This window comes from Variovorax sp. P1_G12, from assembly GCF_056405555.1.
This window is the reverse complement of the sequence record NZ_JBFUBW010000015.1, coordinates 155325-169033: the sequence shown is the minus strand read 5'-3', so window position 1 is coordinate 169033 and position 13709 is coordinate 155325. Positions and strand designations below refer to the sequence as shown.

The following is a 13709-nucleotide window of genomic DNA, read 5'->3' as shown; positions in this document are numbered from 1 at the left end:
GGCGGCAGCGTGGTGGGCCAGGTGGTGGGCACCATGGGCTCGATCAACGCCTCCTCGCGCAAGATCGTGGACATCATCGGCGTCATCGACGGCATCGCCTTCCAGACCAACATCCTGGCGCTGAACGCGGCCGTGGAAGCCGCGCGCGCCGGCGAGCAGGGCCGGGGCTTCGCGGTGGTGGCGTCGGAAGTGCGCAGCCTGGCGCAGCGTTCGGCGGCGGCGGCCAAGGAGATCAAGACGCTGATCGGAGACTCGGTGGACAAGGTCGAGGAGGGCAGCAAGCAGGTGGCGCAAGCGGGCCGGACGATGGAAGAGATCGTGGACAGCGTGAAGCGCGTGACGGACATCATGGGCGAGATCACGGCGGCSAGCCAGGAGCAGACCTCGGGGATCGAGCAGATCAACCAGGCGATCACGCAGATGGACCAGGTGACGCAGCAGAACGCGGCGCTGGTGGAGGAGGCCTCGGCGGCCGCGCAGTCGCTGCAGGAGCAGGCCGGCAATCTGTCGCAGGTGGTCGGCGCCTTCAAGCTGCAGGCCTAGGCACGCCCCTTGTCCCCGACGGCGCCGGTTCCACGGCGTCGATTCAGCGGCGCCCCTTCGCTAGACATTCTGCGAGTCGTCGCCGTCGTCGGGATGCTGCTCGCCGAAGCGCTTCTCGGCCTCGGCCAGGTGCGTGGTGAGGACGTGCGAGATCACGTTGATGCCGAGTCCCGCGAACAGCGCCGGCAGCAGATAGAGCGCCACCCGCAGCTCCGAGACGAAGAGCACATCGTCCGCCAGCGAGGGCGTGATCGCGGCGGTGGTGGCCAGCCGCTGCAGGAAGTAGACGTTCACGGCTGCGATCGCGACCAGGGAGAATCCGAGCACCAGCACGGTGCGGCGCGAGATCGCCTGCTTGACGATCATCACGCCGTAGATGCAGAACGGCAGCACCACCGAGACCGCCACCATCAGCCAGAAGCTCGCTTCCGTGAAGACCGAATCGCTGATGTGCATGGCATCTGTCTCCGGCTGAGCTGACTGGGAACCATCGTCCCGGGCGCATCATCATCGCGGGAACGGCGCGCGCTGTCAGCCACCGGCCGCGTTTTTGCCGTGCCGGCTTGCGCCGCCAGTCGCTATAGTTTTGACCACCCTGACATGGAGCCCCAATGCGCATCTGGAAAAAAGAGATCTCGATCGAGGCACTGACCCTGAGCCACGTGGACACCACGGTGTCGCTGCTGGGCATCGAATTCCTCGAAGTAGGCGACGACTTCATCCGGGCCCGCGTGCCGGTCGACCGGCGCACGGTGCAGCCCTTCGGCCTCCTGCACGGCGGGGTGTCGGTGGTGCTGGCAGAGACGCTGGGCTCCTGCGGCGCCTACTACTCGGCGCCCGAAGGCCAGGGCGCGGTGGGGCTGGACATCAATGCCAACCACATCCGCGCGGCCACCTCGGGCTGGGTCACCGCCACCGCGCGGCCGGTCCACCTGGGCCGCACGACGCAGGTCTGGCAGATCGACATGACCAACGACGCCGGCGACCTGAGCTGCGTCTCGCGCATCACCATGGCGGTGCTCGCCCCGAAAGCCGGCTGAGCGCCACCGCGTGCGCCGGCAAAGAACAACAACCGAGGAGAAGAAGACCATGAGAGATTCCTACCTGCCCCGCTGGCGCAAGGTCGCCACCACCGCGGGCTCCGTCGTCGCACCCGACGAGCGCCTGTCGTGGCCGCAGACGGCCGCGATGGGCGTGCAACACGTGATCGCGATGTTCGGCGCCACCGTGCTGGCGCCGATCCTGATGGGCTTCAACCCCAACATCGCGATCCTGATGAGCGGCATCGGCACCCTGCTGTTCTTCTTCATCACCGGCGGGCGCGTGCCGAGCTACCTGGGCTCGAGCTTCGCCTTCATCGGCGTGGTGATCGCGGCCAGCGGCTATTCGGGCAGCGGGCCCAACGCCAACCTGGGCGTTGCGCTCGGCGGCATCATCGCCTGCGGGCTGATCTACGCGCTGATCGGCGTGCTGGTGGCCCTCACCAACGAGCGCCACACCAAGGCGGCGCCGGTCAAGGGGCTGGAGGGCATCGAGGTCGAGGAGGTCGAACAGGACGTCGCGGTGCACTGGATCGAGCGGCTGATGCCGCCGGTGGTGACCGGCGCGGTGGTCGCCGTGATCGGGCTCAACCTGGCGAGCGTGCCGATCAAGAACATGGCGCCGACCGGCTTCGACACCTGGATCCAGGTCCTGACCTTCCTGTGCGTCGGCCTGATCGCGGTCTATTCGCGCGGCATGGTGCAGCGGCTTCTGATCCTCATGGGCCTGATCGCCGCCAGCCTGATCTATGCGGTGCTGACCAACGGCATGGGGCTGGGCAAGCCGATCGACCTCGCGCCGCTGGCGGCCGCGCCCTGGTTCGGCCTTCCGACCTTCTCCAGGCCGGTGTTCGAGGTCAACGCCATGCTGCTGATCGCGCCGGTGGCCATCATCCTGGTGGCCGAGAACCTCGGCCACCTGAAGGCCGTGGGCGCGATGACCGGCCGCGACCTCAATCCCTGGCTGGGTCGCGCCTTCATCGGCGACGGTGTCGCCACGATGGTGAGCGGCGCCGTGGGCGGCACCGGCGTCACGACCTACGCCGAGAACATCGGCGTGATGGCCGCGACCAAGATCTATTCGACCGCGATGTTCGTGGTCGCCGCGCTGATCGCGCTGGTGCTCGGCTTCAGCCCCAAGTTCGGCGCGCTGGTGCAGGCGATCCCGCTCGCCGTGATGGGCGGCGTGAGCATCGTGGTGTTCGGCCTGATCGCGGTCGCGGGCGCCAAGATCTGGGTCGACAACAAGGTCGATTTCTCGCAGAACAAGAACCTGATCGTGGCCGCGATCACGCTGATCCTCGGCACCGGCGATTTCACGCTCAAGTTCGGCCAGTTCGCGCTCGGCGGCATCGGCACCGCGACCTTCGGCGCGATCCTGCTCTACGCGCTGCTCGCGCGTTCGCGGGACTGAGGCGCGGCCTGGCAAAAAAAAAGCCCCGCGCGAGCGGGGCCTCAACGCGGCGGAATCGCAAGGATTCCGCCGCGACTTGCTTCAGTTGGCGGGCATGTAGGTCGCGAAGCCCTTGAGGAACAGCACCTGCTGAGCGTCCGTGGCGGACAGCTGGAACAGGGTGACCCGGGTGTTGGCCGCGTAGACCGCATTGCCGTTGAGGGTCGCGCAATGGTCGTCGCCGCTGGGCTCCGCGCTGCAATAGATCTTGGCCTTGCGTGCGCTGGCGGGGACATCGACCCGGTCTTCGAAGTCCACCCCGCTGAACGACTTGCCGTAGGCGGTCAGCGCGGTCGGCGAGACCGCACCGGCCGGGACCGTCCAGCCGTCCACGTCGCCCTCGGCGCTGAAGTCGATCAGGCTCGGCTCGTTGGCGTTCGGCGCATCGAAGACGATGGCGCCGGACGACACGGTCCCCGACACCACCTCGGCCCGCAGCGCAGGCGTCATGTCGGCGAACTTCCGCTGCCTGGCCTCGGCGATGGTCGGCACCCGCGTGGTCATGCGGTGCGTCTGCGTCACGGTGCTGTTGTCCTGGAAGATCAGCACGACCGTGAACACGCCCTGCTCCGGCAGCTGGCGCAGCTCCTCGTCGCTGAGCTGCGGCAGGAAGAAGGCGTTGGGTTCCGCCGCCGACGGATGGCCCGGGCGGGCCGGATCCCGGTAGCCCCCGGCGATGCGCAGCAGCGAGGTGTTCCCGGTCAGGCCGCCCGGCTTGTCCACCACCAGGTTGGCGTTGCCGCCGCCCGGCCTGTAGGTGTAGGAGGCGCCGTTGGGTATCGTCACGAGCGCCTGGACCAGCGGATTGCCAGCGCCTTTGATCTGGCCTTTGGGGATCGTCACGTTGTACGCCACGTTCAGATAGCTGGACGCCGGCGCATGCAGGAAATCGCGGTCCTGCACGGTCGGCAGGACGTTGACGTTGTAGGCGTACTGATTGCCGATCAGCTTGAGCACGCCGTCGACGCTCTTCGCGACGAGATTCTGGTTCTGCTCCGCGCCCGTGCTGTCGACGCTGCGGTAGCTCAGCACCATGTCGCCGTTCGGACGGAAGAACTGCTGCACGCCGCGGTCGAACCTGAGGCCGGTGGCGCCGGGCCTGAAGAGCGACGAGAACGCGCCGGTGCTGCCGACCTTGTTGCCGTTGCTGAGGAAGCTGGCTGGATCGTCGTTGGCGAACAGGGTCTTGCATTCCGGCGCGATGACGTCGGCCGCGACGCCGCTCACCGGTGCCGTGTCGTTGGGTGCGTTGACCCGCTTCGACAGCGGCAGCGCGTAGCACTGCGTGAGGCGCTCGAACAGCGCGGCCACGGCCAGCGAGGCGCCGGCCGGTGCCAGCGTCGCGGTCGCGACGGATTGCGGCAGGGCCGGCGGCGTCGCGTCGCTGCTGCGGAAGACGATCGAGACCGGCGCAGCGCCTTCGGTGGCGGGCACGCTCTTGACCGTGATCTCGATGTTGGCGGCCGTGCCGTCGGGCCGCACGCTCACGGCGATCGAGTCGAGCAGGCGGTCGTGGCCGGAGCCGTCGGCCGTGAAGCTGCCGCTGATCGGGTCGACGGCGTCGCCGATCAGGGTCAGCAGCGGCTGCAGCGCGGCGATCAGTTCGGCCACCTGCTGCTTGACCGTGGCGTCGGTCACCACGTCGGGCTGGGTCGCGATGGCGCCGGCCAGGTTCGCCGGATCGCCATTGGGCGCGAGGCGGGAAACGATGATGGTGGTCAGCGGCGTGACGTTGACGTTGCCGCCCGCAGCGCTCGCGGTGGTGCTGTAGAGGGTCAGGTCGTCGCGCGCGGCCATGACCACGAGCGGCGCCTTGGTGCCCTCGGGCAAGGTGCATTCGTAGGCCCCCTTGGCGTCGGTCTCGGTGCTGCACACGGTGATGCCGCGCTGGTCGATCACCGTCACCTTGGCGCCCGCGAAGGCGGCGCCGGTGGCGGCGATGCCGCTCAGCTTGGCGGCCGCCGGCGTGGCGGTATCGCCGCCGGCGCCAGCGCCAGCGCCACCGCCACTGCTACTGCCACCGGTGCTGGTGCCGCCGGTGGGCAGGAAGCCTCCGCTGCCACTGCCGCCTCCGCCGCAAGCAGCGAGCGACAGCAGAAGCGCAGTGGACAGGGCAAATCTCGTCTTTGGATGGATGCGCAACAAAATCAAACTCCTCGGTAATTCGGACCGCTAACGAACTGTTACAGCGGTGAAAGGAGTCTCTCCGCGGGCCGGGGCGCGATGAATAGTGCAATTGCACTAAGCGAGCGCCGGCGCGGGCTCGCGACCGTGAGCGAAGTCACGGCGCGGCGCGCGCGAAGTGCAACCTGGTGCAAGAAGTGTTGTCCGGCCGGCCAATCGTTGCGACCTTTTGCAACGTCCGGCCCCATGCCCGTTAGACTCCAACGCTTTTCGCACAAGCTTTTCCATGGCAGATGCATCCGCCGCGCGCACCAGGGCGGTATTCGAATTCAAGAGCGCCACGCTGCCGCTGATCGCAGTCATCCTCAAGACGGCCGATCTCGAGGTGCTGGCGCAAGCGCTCGACGCCCAGTTGGCGGACTCGCCCGACTTCTTCGAACAGGAGCCGGTGGTCATCGACCTCTCGCAACTGCAGGACGAAGAGTCCGACGCCGGGGATACGCTCGACTTCGCCGCGCTGCGCAGCCTGCTGGCGCGCCACCAGACCCAGCCGGTGGCGGTGCGTGGCGGCAGCGATGCGCAGCACGCCGCGGCCCGCGCCGCCGGCCTGTCGATCACCGCGATGCCGGTGGCGCCGGCCCCGCGCCCCGCCGCCCCGCCCGCCGAAGCTGTCGCCGAAGCGCCCCAGATCGTGCGCGAAGTGCCGGTGCCGGCCAACGGCACGCTGGTGATCGACAAGCCGCTGCGCTCGGGCCAGCAGGTCTACGCGCGCGGTGGCGACGTGATCGTGACCGCGGTGGTGAGCTTCGGCGCCGAAGTCATTGCCGACGGCAATGTCCACGTCTACGCGCCGCTGCGCGGCAAGGCGATCGCCGGTGCCCGCGGCGATACTGCGGCGCGCATCTACACGACCTGCATGGAGGCGCAGCTGGTGGCCATCGCGGGCATCTACCGCACCTCGGAGGTGGCGCTGCCGGCGGAGATCGCCGGCAAGCCGGCCCGGATCTCGCTTGACGGCAAGAAGATCGTCATGGAGCCGATCCTCTGATCGATGGGCGCGCTCGGCAACCGAACAACTGAAACATACGAACGAAGAAGGAATGGCATGGCCAAAATTGTGGTGGTGACCTCGGGCAAGGGCGGCGTCGGCAAGACGACCACGAGCGCGAGCTTCGCATCGGGACTGGCATTGGCAGGCAAGAAGACGGCCGTGATCGATTTCGACATCGGCCTGCGCAACCTCGACCTGATCATGGGCTGCGAGCGGCGCGTGGTGTACGACCTGGTCAACGTGATCCAGGGCGAGGCCAACCTGCACCAGGCGCTGATCAAGGACAAGCAGTGCGAAAACCTGTTCGTGCTGGCCGCCTCGCAGACCCGCGACAAGGAGGCGCTGACCCAGGATGGCGTCGAGAAGATCCTCAAGGAACTGGCCGAACAGGGCTTCGACTACATCGTCTGCGACTCGCCCGCGGGCATCGAGACCGGCGCGATGATGGCGATGCACTTCGCCGACGAAGCGCTGATCGTGACCAACCCCGAGGTCTCCTCGGTGCGCGACTCGGACCGCATCCTGGGCATGCTGGGCTCCAAGACCAAGCGCGCCAAGGAAGGCAGCGAGCCGATCAAGGAGCACCTGCTGATCACGCGCTACAACCCGAACCGCGTGGCCGGCGGCCAGATGCTGTCGCTCGAAGACATCCAGGACATCCTGCGCATCAAGCTGATCGGCGTGATTCCCGAGTCCGAAACCGTGCTGCAGGCCTCCAACCAGGGCGTGCCCGCGATCCACGACACCGACACCGACGTCGCGCAGGCCTACAGCGACGTGGTCGCGCGCTTCCTGGGCGAAGACAAGGCAATGCGCTTCGTCGACGCCGAGAAGCCGGGCTTCTTCAAACGAATCTTCGGAAGGTAGCCATGTCTCTTTTTTCCTTTCTGCTCGGCGAGAAGAAGAAGACGGCGAGCGTCGCCAAGGAACGGCTGCAGATCATCCTCGCGCACGAGCGCAGCGGCCTGGGCACCAAGCGGCCCAACTACCTGCCGGAACTGCAGCGCGAGCTGATCGCGGTGATCTCGAAATACGTGTCGATCAAGGCCGAGGACATCAAGGTGCACCTGGAGAAGCAGGACGACCTCGAGGTACTCGAGGTCAAGATCGAGCTGCCGGACGCACTGGCGGCACGCAGCTAGGCATTCGTTCGCGACCTGCCGCGATGCTTGTCGCAGGTTAATGAGTCCCTCGCGCGGGAGGGCTAGCCTTGTGTCTTTCCTTGAGGAGATCACACATGGCGGCCTCGCTGCCGAAAGGACCACACGCTCCAGCACCGGGTGGCGCTCGAGGTCATGCGCGAAGGCGTGGTGCAGGCCGACGAGGGCCAGTTGCTACAGGTCCGGCAGATGGCCTGGCAGTTCCGCGACTCGTCTCACAACCACGTGCAGTCGATGGATGCGAGCTGCCTTCCAATCCCGTATCGGCATCGTCCATTTCTGGCTGATGTTGTTCAGTGCCAGGTAGAAAAATTTGAAGACTGCCTCATCGGTTGGAAATGAGCCTCGGGTCTTGGTTATCTTCCTCAGGCTCATGTTCACCGATTCAATGGCGTTGGTCGTGTCAATCATCTTGCGGATGTCGGCCGGGTAATCGAAGAACGGCGACAGGCGCATCCAGTTGCGCCGCCAGGATTGACCAATCGGCGCGAAGGATGCGTCCCATTTGCCCTCGAATTTCGGATTGCCTTTTTGCTGTTAGCCTTGCATGGTTGGCAGGGCTTCTGCCATACCGGCCCCGGCCATCGTGCCCAATTGAAAAGTGAATTCACCATGACCAGCCCGCTGTACAACGCCTCCGTTCCCGTCATGCAGCAGATGCTGCGCGCCCTGTCCGATGTACTCAAGAAGGCCGAAGACCACGCGACACAAAAAAATATCGATCCGAATGCTCTGCTGCATGCGCGACTATTCCCCGACATGTTTCCGCTAATACGTCAGGTACAGATCGCCTCGGACTTCTCCAAAGGCATTGCCTCCCGACTGGCTGGTGCCGAGGTGCCATCCTGGCCCGACACCGAGGTCAGCTTCGCCGACCTGCAAGCGTTGATTGCCAAGGCTCTAGCCCATATCGAATCCTTCAAGTCCGAGCAATTTGATTCAAGCGAGAGCCGCGAGATCGTACTGCGCCCCGGCACGCCCAAGGAAAAGAAGCTGACAGCCAGCGCATATCTTCTGCACTATGGTCTGCCGCAGTTCTTCTTCCACGTGACCACCGTCTATGCCATCTTGCGCCACAACGGTATTGAGATCGGTAAGCGCGACTATATGGGTGCCTACTAACACAAGCGTTCAGCCACTCGGGCCACTGCCGCGCGATGGCATGGCGCACAGCACCGCGTGCAGCGCATCGCCCGTTTGCCCCTTGAGCCAGCTCCGATCCATTCCGTTGTCGTGCTTGAGGTGCCCGATGGCGGGCTCGACCGCCTGTCTTCGTTTGAGCCAGCGTCTTTGTTGATCGGCCATCGTCTTGATCCGGCCCCGGTGAATGCTCGGCCAGCGTATGCCCGTCATACGGATTGCCCGTGAAGCTGCGCGCTCCAACCATCAAGCCCTGCTTGTGCGAGACCGCCACGCGGACCTTCCCGCCGAACTCATGGGGCTTGCGAGCCTTGCCCTGACTGGCGGCATCGCCTAGGCCTTCGTTCGCGACCTGCCGCGATGCTTGTCGCGGGTCAATGAGTCCCTCGCGCGGGAGGGCTAGCCTTGTGACTTTCCTTGAGGAAATCACACATGGCAGCCTCGTGGCCTGCCGATCACTACTTGTTCGATGCCTTGGCCGCGATATCTTGAGCGGCATCTCGCATCGCCACCTTGAGCGCTTGAACGGGGTATCGCATGTTTATGCTCTTGTTGAGCCCGTGGTAGGGAATGCGCTGAGTGGAGCTGTACGTTTTTCCATTCAGCTCGATTTCAACGAATAGCTCAATTCGAGGCCATTGGGCTATGGGCGTGCCGTCTGCGCTGACGCTCAAAATGCCAGGGCCGCCGTCCGGAATGCCTGCTGAGGCAGCAGCAGCGCTGAACGCAAAGTTAGCGGCGGCATTTCTATGAGCACTGCCAAGTTTGTTGAAGATTTCGAAATGTTTGAGATAGGCAGTTGTCTGATCAAATTGGTCAGCATTTATGGCGAGTAGCTGGCCTCTGATGTACGCGATGCGCTCCGGGACGAGCTGTGCGTCCCCGAGCCGATACTCCCCGTATCTCTCGCTCTGAAGTGACAAGCTAATGACCTCTGGAGTTTTCTCGACCTCTGGTCGTTGATCGATGATTCGGAAGGTCGAAGCCTGATCTTTCCATGCATCGTCATATGGATACTTCGTGCTAGTCGCGCAACCAGAAAGAGCGGCGAGGAAGACTGCCAATGAGAGGCTGCGGCCGACGCAGCCCATGCGATTTAATCGATCGCGAAAAGATCTGAGCATCATCATTTTTAGTTGGGGTGGTGTGTGGATGAGAGATGGCGGCCAATTGTTCATGGCCTTCAGTTTGTGTGCACGCGCTTCAGCGATGTGTCCCCGACCCGCAATCAAAGCGTTTTGCGCGCGCTGCGATCGACCGCTATCCCGCGATTTCTGCGGCGTAAGCGACCGGCTGCCTGTGGCCGACTGCGGAAGTCTAAGGCGTGATTCGTCGGCGGAGCAATGATGCTCGGTATGGCGAACCCCTATGCCCCCCAAAATCGCATTTGCTATGCGTTTGCCATGCCGTTTGCTATCGGTTTGCCATCGCGCAGGTATGCTCGCCGCGTGGCAAGGCCTGCCACCGGAGGAGCTATTCGATGACCACATGCGGAATCTTCGGGTTCAATTTCACACGAGCGTTCGAGGCTCATGGACTCAAGTTCCAGCCGCTCTATAGGGACCCCGTCGAAGCGAGGAAGCGCGCCCATGACCGAGAGGTGCACCAGCTTACCGGTACGGTTTCGGGCACCCGCTTGCAGGACAGCGCGGTCCCCCACCGACTAGGTGCTGTCCTGTCGTTCATGGAGCGCTTAGACGTACGTCTGAGCGAACCCACGGAGGATGGGGCTGCGACCTCCGAGCCGGTTACGCACTTCGGCGAAGTCATGCGCCTTGGAGAACGTTCTCCGAATGGCGGTGAAGTGATTGCCGCTGACCACTACAACCCGCACCGCGAGGCACGCCGTGACTTCATTGAACGCGCCATGGCCCATCTCGCAGATGACAAGTTCTGCGAGGAGACCAAGTTTCGATTGCTTCTCATCAAGGCGGCCGAAACCTGTCGGCAACGCAGCCCATTTTTGGAGGTTTCCTACTTCCTGCTGATGTCGGGTCTGGAAGCGTTTGCGCGTGCGATGCAGAAGGACACACGCTCGTCAGCACAAGCGACCATCGCACGCACGCTCGCCGGCTATGGTTTCAAGGTGAGTGAGGACAACCCGAAGAACCTCCCGCGTGCGATATCCACTTACGTGCACCTCCGCAACGCCATCTTTCACAACGGAGAGTTGACGAAGAAGATAGACCTAGGCCATAGCAACAGCGTCACGGTGAACGGTGAAGACTACCTTCTGCACCTGCAGATGCTCGTCTGCTTTACGGTCATGAAAGTCGTCGGGTTCGAAGATGCGCTTCGGAACTGGGATGGATGGTTTGACTTCCACCCCTACGGCAACTTTGGACAGCACGGCTGGGACGATTTTCTAGCGACTCTCGCTGCTAGAACTTCTTCCGAACCTTGAAGGTCTCTGCCTTTCCCGGAATGGGGACGACGGCCGTACTACGAGCCCGAATTTCGTCTACCCGCATGCTGCGCGAAATGGTGAGCAGCTTATCCATCTCCGATTTAATCGCTTCCGACACCATCCCCTTTAGGGCACCGACAAGTTGAGAGAGGGTATTGAGGTTCTGCAGACTGAGCCCGACCAAGTGCCCTCTATCAACAGTAATGTGCGTTGGTTCTTGATGTTCGCCAAACTGGGGCTTGAGCAGAACAAAAACTTGGTTGTCTTCTAGTTCGTTAACCGAATGAGCGATGTACTTGTCGCGAAGGGCTTTGAAATAGGCATGACTTTCGCGCAAGTTTTCCGGAAGCATTGATATCCACTCAGAGGGAATGCCGTTGCGCGCGCCACTACCAAAAGTGCGACCGTAGCGAACAACGGCCGCAAAGCTTAGGTCGCCGATTGCTTGGACCTCGTCGTACCACTGCGCCGCCTCATTGCCCTCCTTCGGCAAGTGCGACACCTCCTTCCCCTTCGCCACGCACCAAGCGCAGATTCGAATGACAGCATCTAGGTCCGAATCGATGCCGGATAGGTCCGAAAGCCACTGAGCTTCAGGAATCGAGAAATCGTATCGACCGGGGATTTGCCACGAGTTCATGCTGAGTTGCGGGTTCCAAAAGTGACGTCGAATTGTGGTTTAGCTCGGCGAGCGGCGACGCAACGAGTCCCCGGGGGCATGCGCAGCGGACGAGGGGCGGTTCCGAAGGGAAAACGTTGTACGCGCACAGCGAACGTCCGCTACCTCATGAATTCTGCGGCGCGGTCGACCGGCTGCTTCTGGCCGAACTGAGTCTTTGGCCGTCGCCGCGCGAAAGGCGGCAATTGGTGTTCAGCAGAAGTCCGAGGCAATGAATCGATCGGCTAACGATCCCATCGCCTCCCGGGACCCCACGCTCTCACCGTAGTTCACCTAGACCGCCCACGCTCAAATTCATGCAACAACGCCAACATGATCCGCCGCTGCTCCGCCGTCAGCGCATGAAACCGCTCGGCGAACGCCTTCCCGCTGATCTCCCCATCCAGCGTCTTGGGATTTTTTCGTTCACCTTGCGGATCTGGCCCGTGCTGGAGCCAATGCGGCGACACATCAAGCAGCTTCGCGATCAATGCGATGCGGTCCGCTCGCGGGACCGACTTGCCCGATGCCCAGTTGTGCGTGGTCTGTACGCTGAGCCCTGACGGAAAGACCGGCGTCAGCGCCTCGGCGAGAGCCGTCGCCCCGAATTCCTTGTACCCGCGCTTGGCCATTGCAACCCGCAAGCGCTCGGAAAATGATTCTGCTTCTTTGACTCGGGATCGCACCGAACGATTGTCACGAGCACTTGATTTTTATCATTCCCAATTGATTAGTAAGTTTCCCATTCATATGCTAGAGTGAAGTCGAATGCGTTGACGCTCAGGCGAACATCGGCTTCTTGGTGGACCGTCGAAGCGACTTGCCAATGGTGCTAGAGGGAGGAGATCAAATGCCTTGCAACGACAAGGCTCGGACAGGGACGCCCGAGCCATGAAGACCCGACAAGTCCCCTCCCCCTTCCCGACCGCGCGCCCCCTCAGGCTGAGGCCGACGCTCTACCTGCCGACGCCCAAGGCCAAGCCCACGCGCAGCCAACCCGCCGCCCTTGTCGGAGCCCAAGTGCACCGCCTGCGCGTGGCTGCCGGCGTCTCGGCCGTGGAGCTCACAAAGCGCTCGGGCGTGTCGCGCTCCATGCTCTCGCGCATCGAGAACGGCCAGGTATCGCCCTCCGTCGAGACTCTGGATCGGCTGGCCAACGCCCTGGACGTTCCGCTGTCGCGCTTCTTCGCCGAGCACCGATACCGCACCGACTTCAGCCACGTGCCCTCCGGCAAGGGCCTCAGGGTGGAGCGCCTCGGCGCCGTCGCGGACTACCGCTACGAGCTGCTCGGCCATGTGCTCTCGGGCAACCTGTTCGTCGAGCCTTACCTGGTCATCCTGGAAGACGACGCCAAACCCCAAGTGACTTTTCAGCATCCGGGCCTGAAATTTCTATATCTTCTATCGGGCGCCGTGACCTATCGCTATGGCCCGAGGCGCGTGAAACTCCGCGTCGGTGATTCGCTGCTCTTCGATGCCACCGCGCTGCACGGCATCGAGGACCTCGGCACGCAGCCGGTGTCGTACCTCTCCATCGTCTTCACCTTGCGCAGCTAGGCCTTTGCTCGCGGCCTGCCGCGATGCTTGTCGCAGGTCAATGAACCCCGCGCGCGGCAGGGCTAGCCTTGTGTCTTTCAATGCGGAGATCTGACATGGCAGCCTCGCTTTCGCTCGAATTGCCCTTCATGGACCGGGCGCACGAGCAGTTCACGGTCCTGTTGAAGCGCGTCGACGAAGCCGGCGATGCCGAGCTGCCGGCCGCCTGGCAGCGGGTGGTCGACCTGGCGGCCGAGAGCTTCGCGCGCGAGGACGAGTGGATGCACGCCACCCGCTTCTCCTGCCGCAAGGACCACACATTGCAGCACCGGGTGGTGCTGGAGGTCATGCGCGAAGGCGTCGTGCAGGCCCATGAGGGCCAGCTTCTGCAGGTCCGGCAGATGGCCTGGCAGTTCCGCGACTGGTATCACAAGCACGTGCAGTCGATGGATGCGGCGCTGGCGCTGCATCTGCGGGGGGCGCGGTTCGAGCCGGCGAACAGGGGGGATGAGGGTGTGCGCGGCGGGGCGCTGGTGCTGGTGTCCAGCTGAGAACAGTGGCTCGACTGCACCTTTGACCTGGGTCGCGCATGGCACC

General features: G+C 63.7%; 15 protein-coding genes and 2 pseudogenes. 10 read left to right on the top strand and 7 right to left on the bottom strand.

The genetic code is table 11. From position 1 onward, the window contains the following. Nucleotides 1-543 (top strand): methyl-accepting chemotaxis protein (locus AC1D2O_RS19045; protein ID WP_478157708.1); only part of this gene is annotated, 543 nt, incomplete at its 5' end. A gap of 60 nt (nt 544-603) precedes the next feature. Here AC1D2O_RS19045 and AC1D2O_RS19040 read toward each other — a convergent pair. After that, the gene (locus tag AC1D2O_RS19040; RefSeq protein WP_478088257.1) at nt 604-999 is read right to left on the bottom strand and encodes a hypothetical protein; all 396 of its coding nucleotides are present in this window, start codon (nt 997-999) and stop codon (nt 604-606) included. 155 nt (nt 1000-1154) lie between these two features. Between AC1D2O_RS19040 and AC1D2O_RS19035 the strand changes: the two genes are divergently transcribed. Together AC1D2O_RS19035 and AC1D2O_RS19030 are read left to right on the top strand one after the other, a co-directional pair. Next, complete coding sequence (locus tag AC1D2O_RS19035; RefSeq protein ID WP_478088259.1) at nt 1155-1583, top strand: hotdog fold thioesterase; 429 nt, start codon at nt 1155-1157, stop codon at nt 1581-1583. Nucleotides 1584-1632: 49 nt separating this feature from the next. Further along, a complete protein-coding gene (locus AC1D2O_RS19030; protein WP_478088261.1) occupies nt 1633-2997 on the top strand; it encodes a solute carrier family 23 protein in 1365 nt (454 codons plus the stop codon). Nucleotides 2998-3078: 81 nt separating this feature from the next. Here the strand turns inward: AC1D2O_RS19030 and AC1D2O_RS19025 are convergent, their stop codons facing one another. Continuing rightward, entirely contained in the window at nt 3079-5178 is a 2100-nt protein-coding gene (locus AC1D2O_RS19025) for a carboxypeptidase regulatory-like domain-containing protein (RefSeq protein ID WP_478157707.1), read from the bottom strand. Nucleotides 5179-5446: 268 nt separating this feature from the next. Between AC1D2O_RS19025 and minC the strand changes: the two genes are divergently transcribed. The 3 genes from minC to minE are packed head-to-tail and all read left to right on the top strand — an operon-like array spanning nt 5447 to nt 7353. Beyond that, the gene (minC, locus tag AC1D2O_RS19020) at nt 5447-6208 is read left to right on the top strand and encodes a septum site-determining protein MinC (protein WP_478092449.1); all 762 of its coding nucleotides are present in this window, start codon (nt 5447-5449) and stop codon (nt 6206-6208) included. A gap of 57 nt (nt 6209-6265) precedes the next feature. Beyond that, the gene (minD, locus tag AC1D2O_RS19015) at nt 6266-7078 is read left to right on the top strand and encodes a septum site-determining protein MinD (protein WP_478092447.1); all 813 of its coding nucleotides are present in this window, start codon (nt 6266-6268) and stop codon (nt 7076-7078) included. Between the two features lie 2 nt (nt 7079-7080). Next, nucleotides 7081-7353 (top strand): cell division topological specificity factor MinE, encoded by a 273-nt coding sequence (minE, locus tag AC1D2O_RS19010; protein ID WP_478092445.1) that lies wholly within the window; start codon nt 7081-7083, stop codon nt 7351-7353. A gap of 192 nt (nt 7354-7545) precedes the next feature. Here minE and AC1D2O_RS19005 read toward each other — a convergent pair. Continuing rightward, nucleotides 7546-7890: pseudogene (locus AC1D2O_RS19005) on the bottom strand (transposase); the annotation flags it as partial. 93 nt (nt 7891-7983) lie between these two features. On the opposite strand from AC1D2O_RS19005, the gene AC1D2O_RS19000 reads away from it, so the two are divergent. Next, entirely contained in the window at nt 7984-8493 is a 510-nt protein-coding gene (locus AC1D2O_RS19000) for a DUF1993 domain-containing protein (RefSeq protein WP_478157711.1), read from the top strand. A 42-nt stretch (nt 8494-8535) separates the two neighbouring features. On the opposite strand, the pseudogene AC1D2O_RS18995 reads toward AC1D2O_RS19000, so the two are convergent. Together AC1D2O_RS18995 and AC1D2O_RS18990 are read right to left on the bottom strand one after the other, a co-directional pair. Continuing rightward, nucleotides 8536-8842, bottom strand: a pseudogene (locus AC1D2O_RS18995) (IS5/IS1182 family transposase); the annotation flags it as partial. Between the two features lie 127 nt (nt 8843-8969). Continuing rightward, nucleotides 8970-9689 carry a hypothetical protein gene (locus tag AC1D2O_RS18990; protein ID WP_478092442.1) on the bottom strand — a complete coding sequence of 240 codons (720 nt, stop codon included), beginning with the start codon at nt 9687-9689 and terminating at the stop codon, nt 8970-8972. Nucleotides 9690-9991: 302 nt separating this feature from the next. Here AC1D2O_RS18990 and AC1D2O_RS18985 point away from each other — a divergent pair, with 302 nt between their 5' ends. Beyond that, the gene (locus tag AC1D2O_RS18985; RefSeq protein WP_478157706.1) at nt 9992-10915 is read left to right on the top strand and encodes a hypothetical protein; all 924 of its coding nucleotides are present in this window, start codon (nt 9992-9994) and stop codon (nt 10913-10915) included. On the opposite strand, the gene AC1D2O_RS18980 is transcribed toward AC1D2O_RS18985, so the two are convergent. Continuing rightward, nucleotides 10893-11558: a hypothetical protein gene (locus tag AC1D2O_RS18980; RefSeq protein WP_477650683.1), complete on the bottom strand. Its 666-nt coding sequence runs from the start codon at nt 11556-11558 to the stop codon at nt 10893-10895. The two genes, AC1D2O_RS18985 and AC1D2O_RS18980, sit on opposite strands and share 23 nt — an antisense overlap. Nucleotides 11559-11866: 308 nt before the next feature. Further along, a complete protein-coding gene (locus AC1D2O_RS18975) occupies nt 11867-12262 on the bottom strand; it encodes a hypothetical protein (RefSeq protein ID WP_478157705.1) in 396 nt (131 codons plus the stop codon). A 334-nt stretch (nt 12263-12596) separates the two neighbouring features. On the opposite strand from AC1D2O_RS18975, the gene AC1D2O_RS18970 reads away from it, so the two are divergent. Both AC1D2O_RS18970 and AC1D2O_RS18965 read left to right on the top strand, forming a co-directional pair. After that, entirely contained in the window at nt 12597-13133 is a 537-nt protein-coding gene (locus tag AC1D2O_RS18970; protein ID WP_478157710.1) for a helix-turn-helix domain-containing protein, read from the top strand. Between the two features lie 95 nt (nt 13134-13228). Further along, complete coding sequence (locus AC1D2O_RS18965; protein WP_478089605.1) at nt 13229-13663, top strand: bacteriohemerythrin; 435 nt, start codon at nt 13229-13231, stop codon at nt 13661-13663. Nucleotides 13664-13709 lie beyond the last annotated feature (46 nt).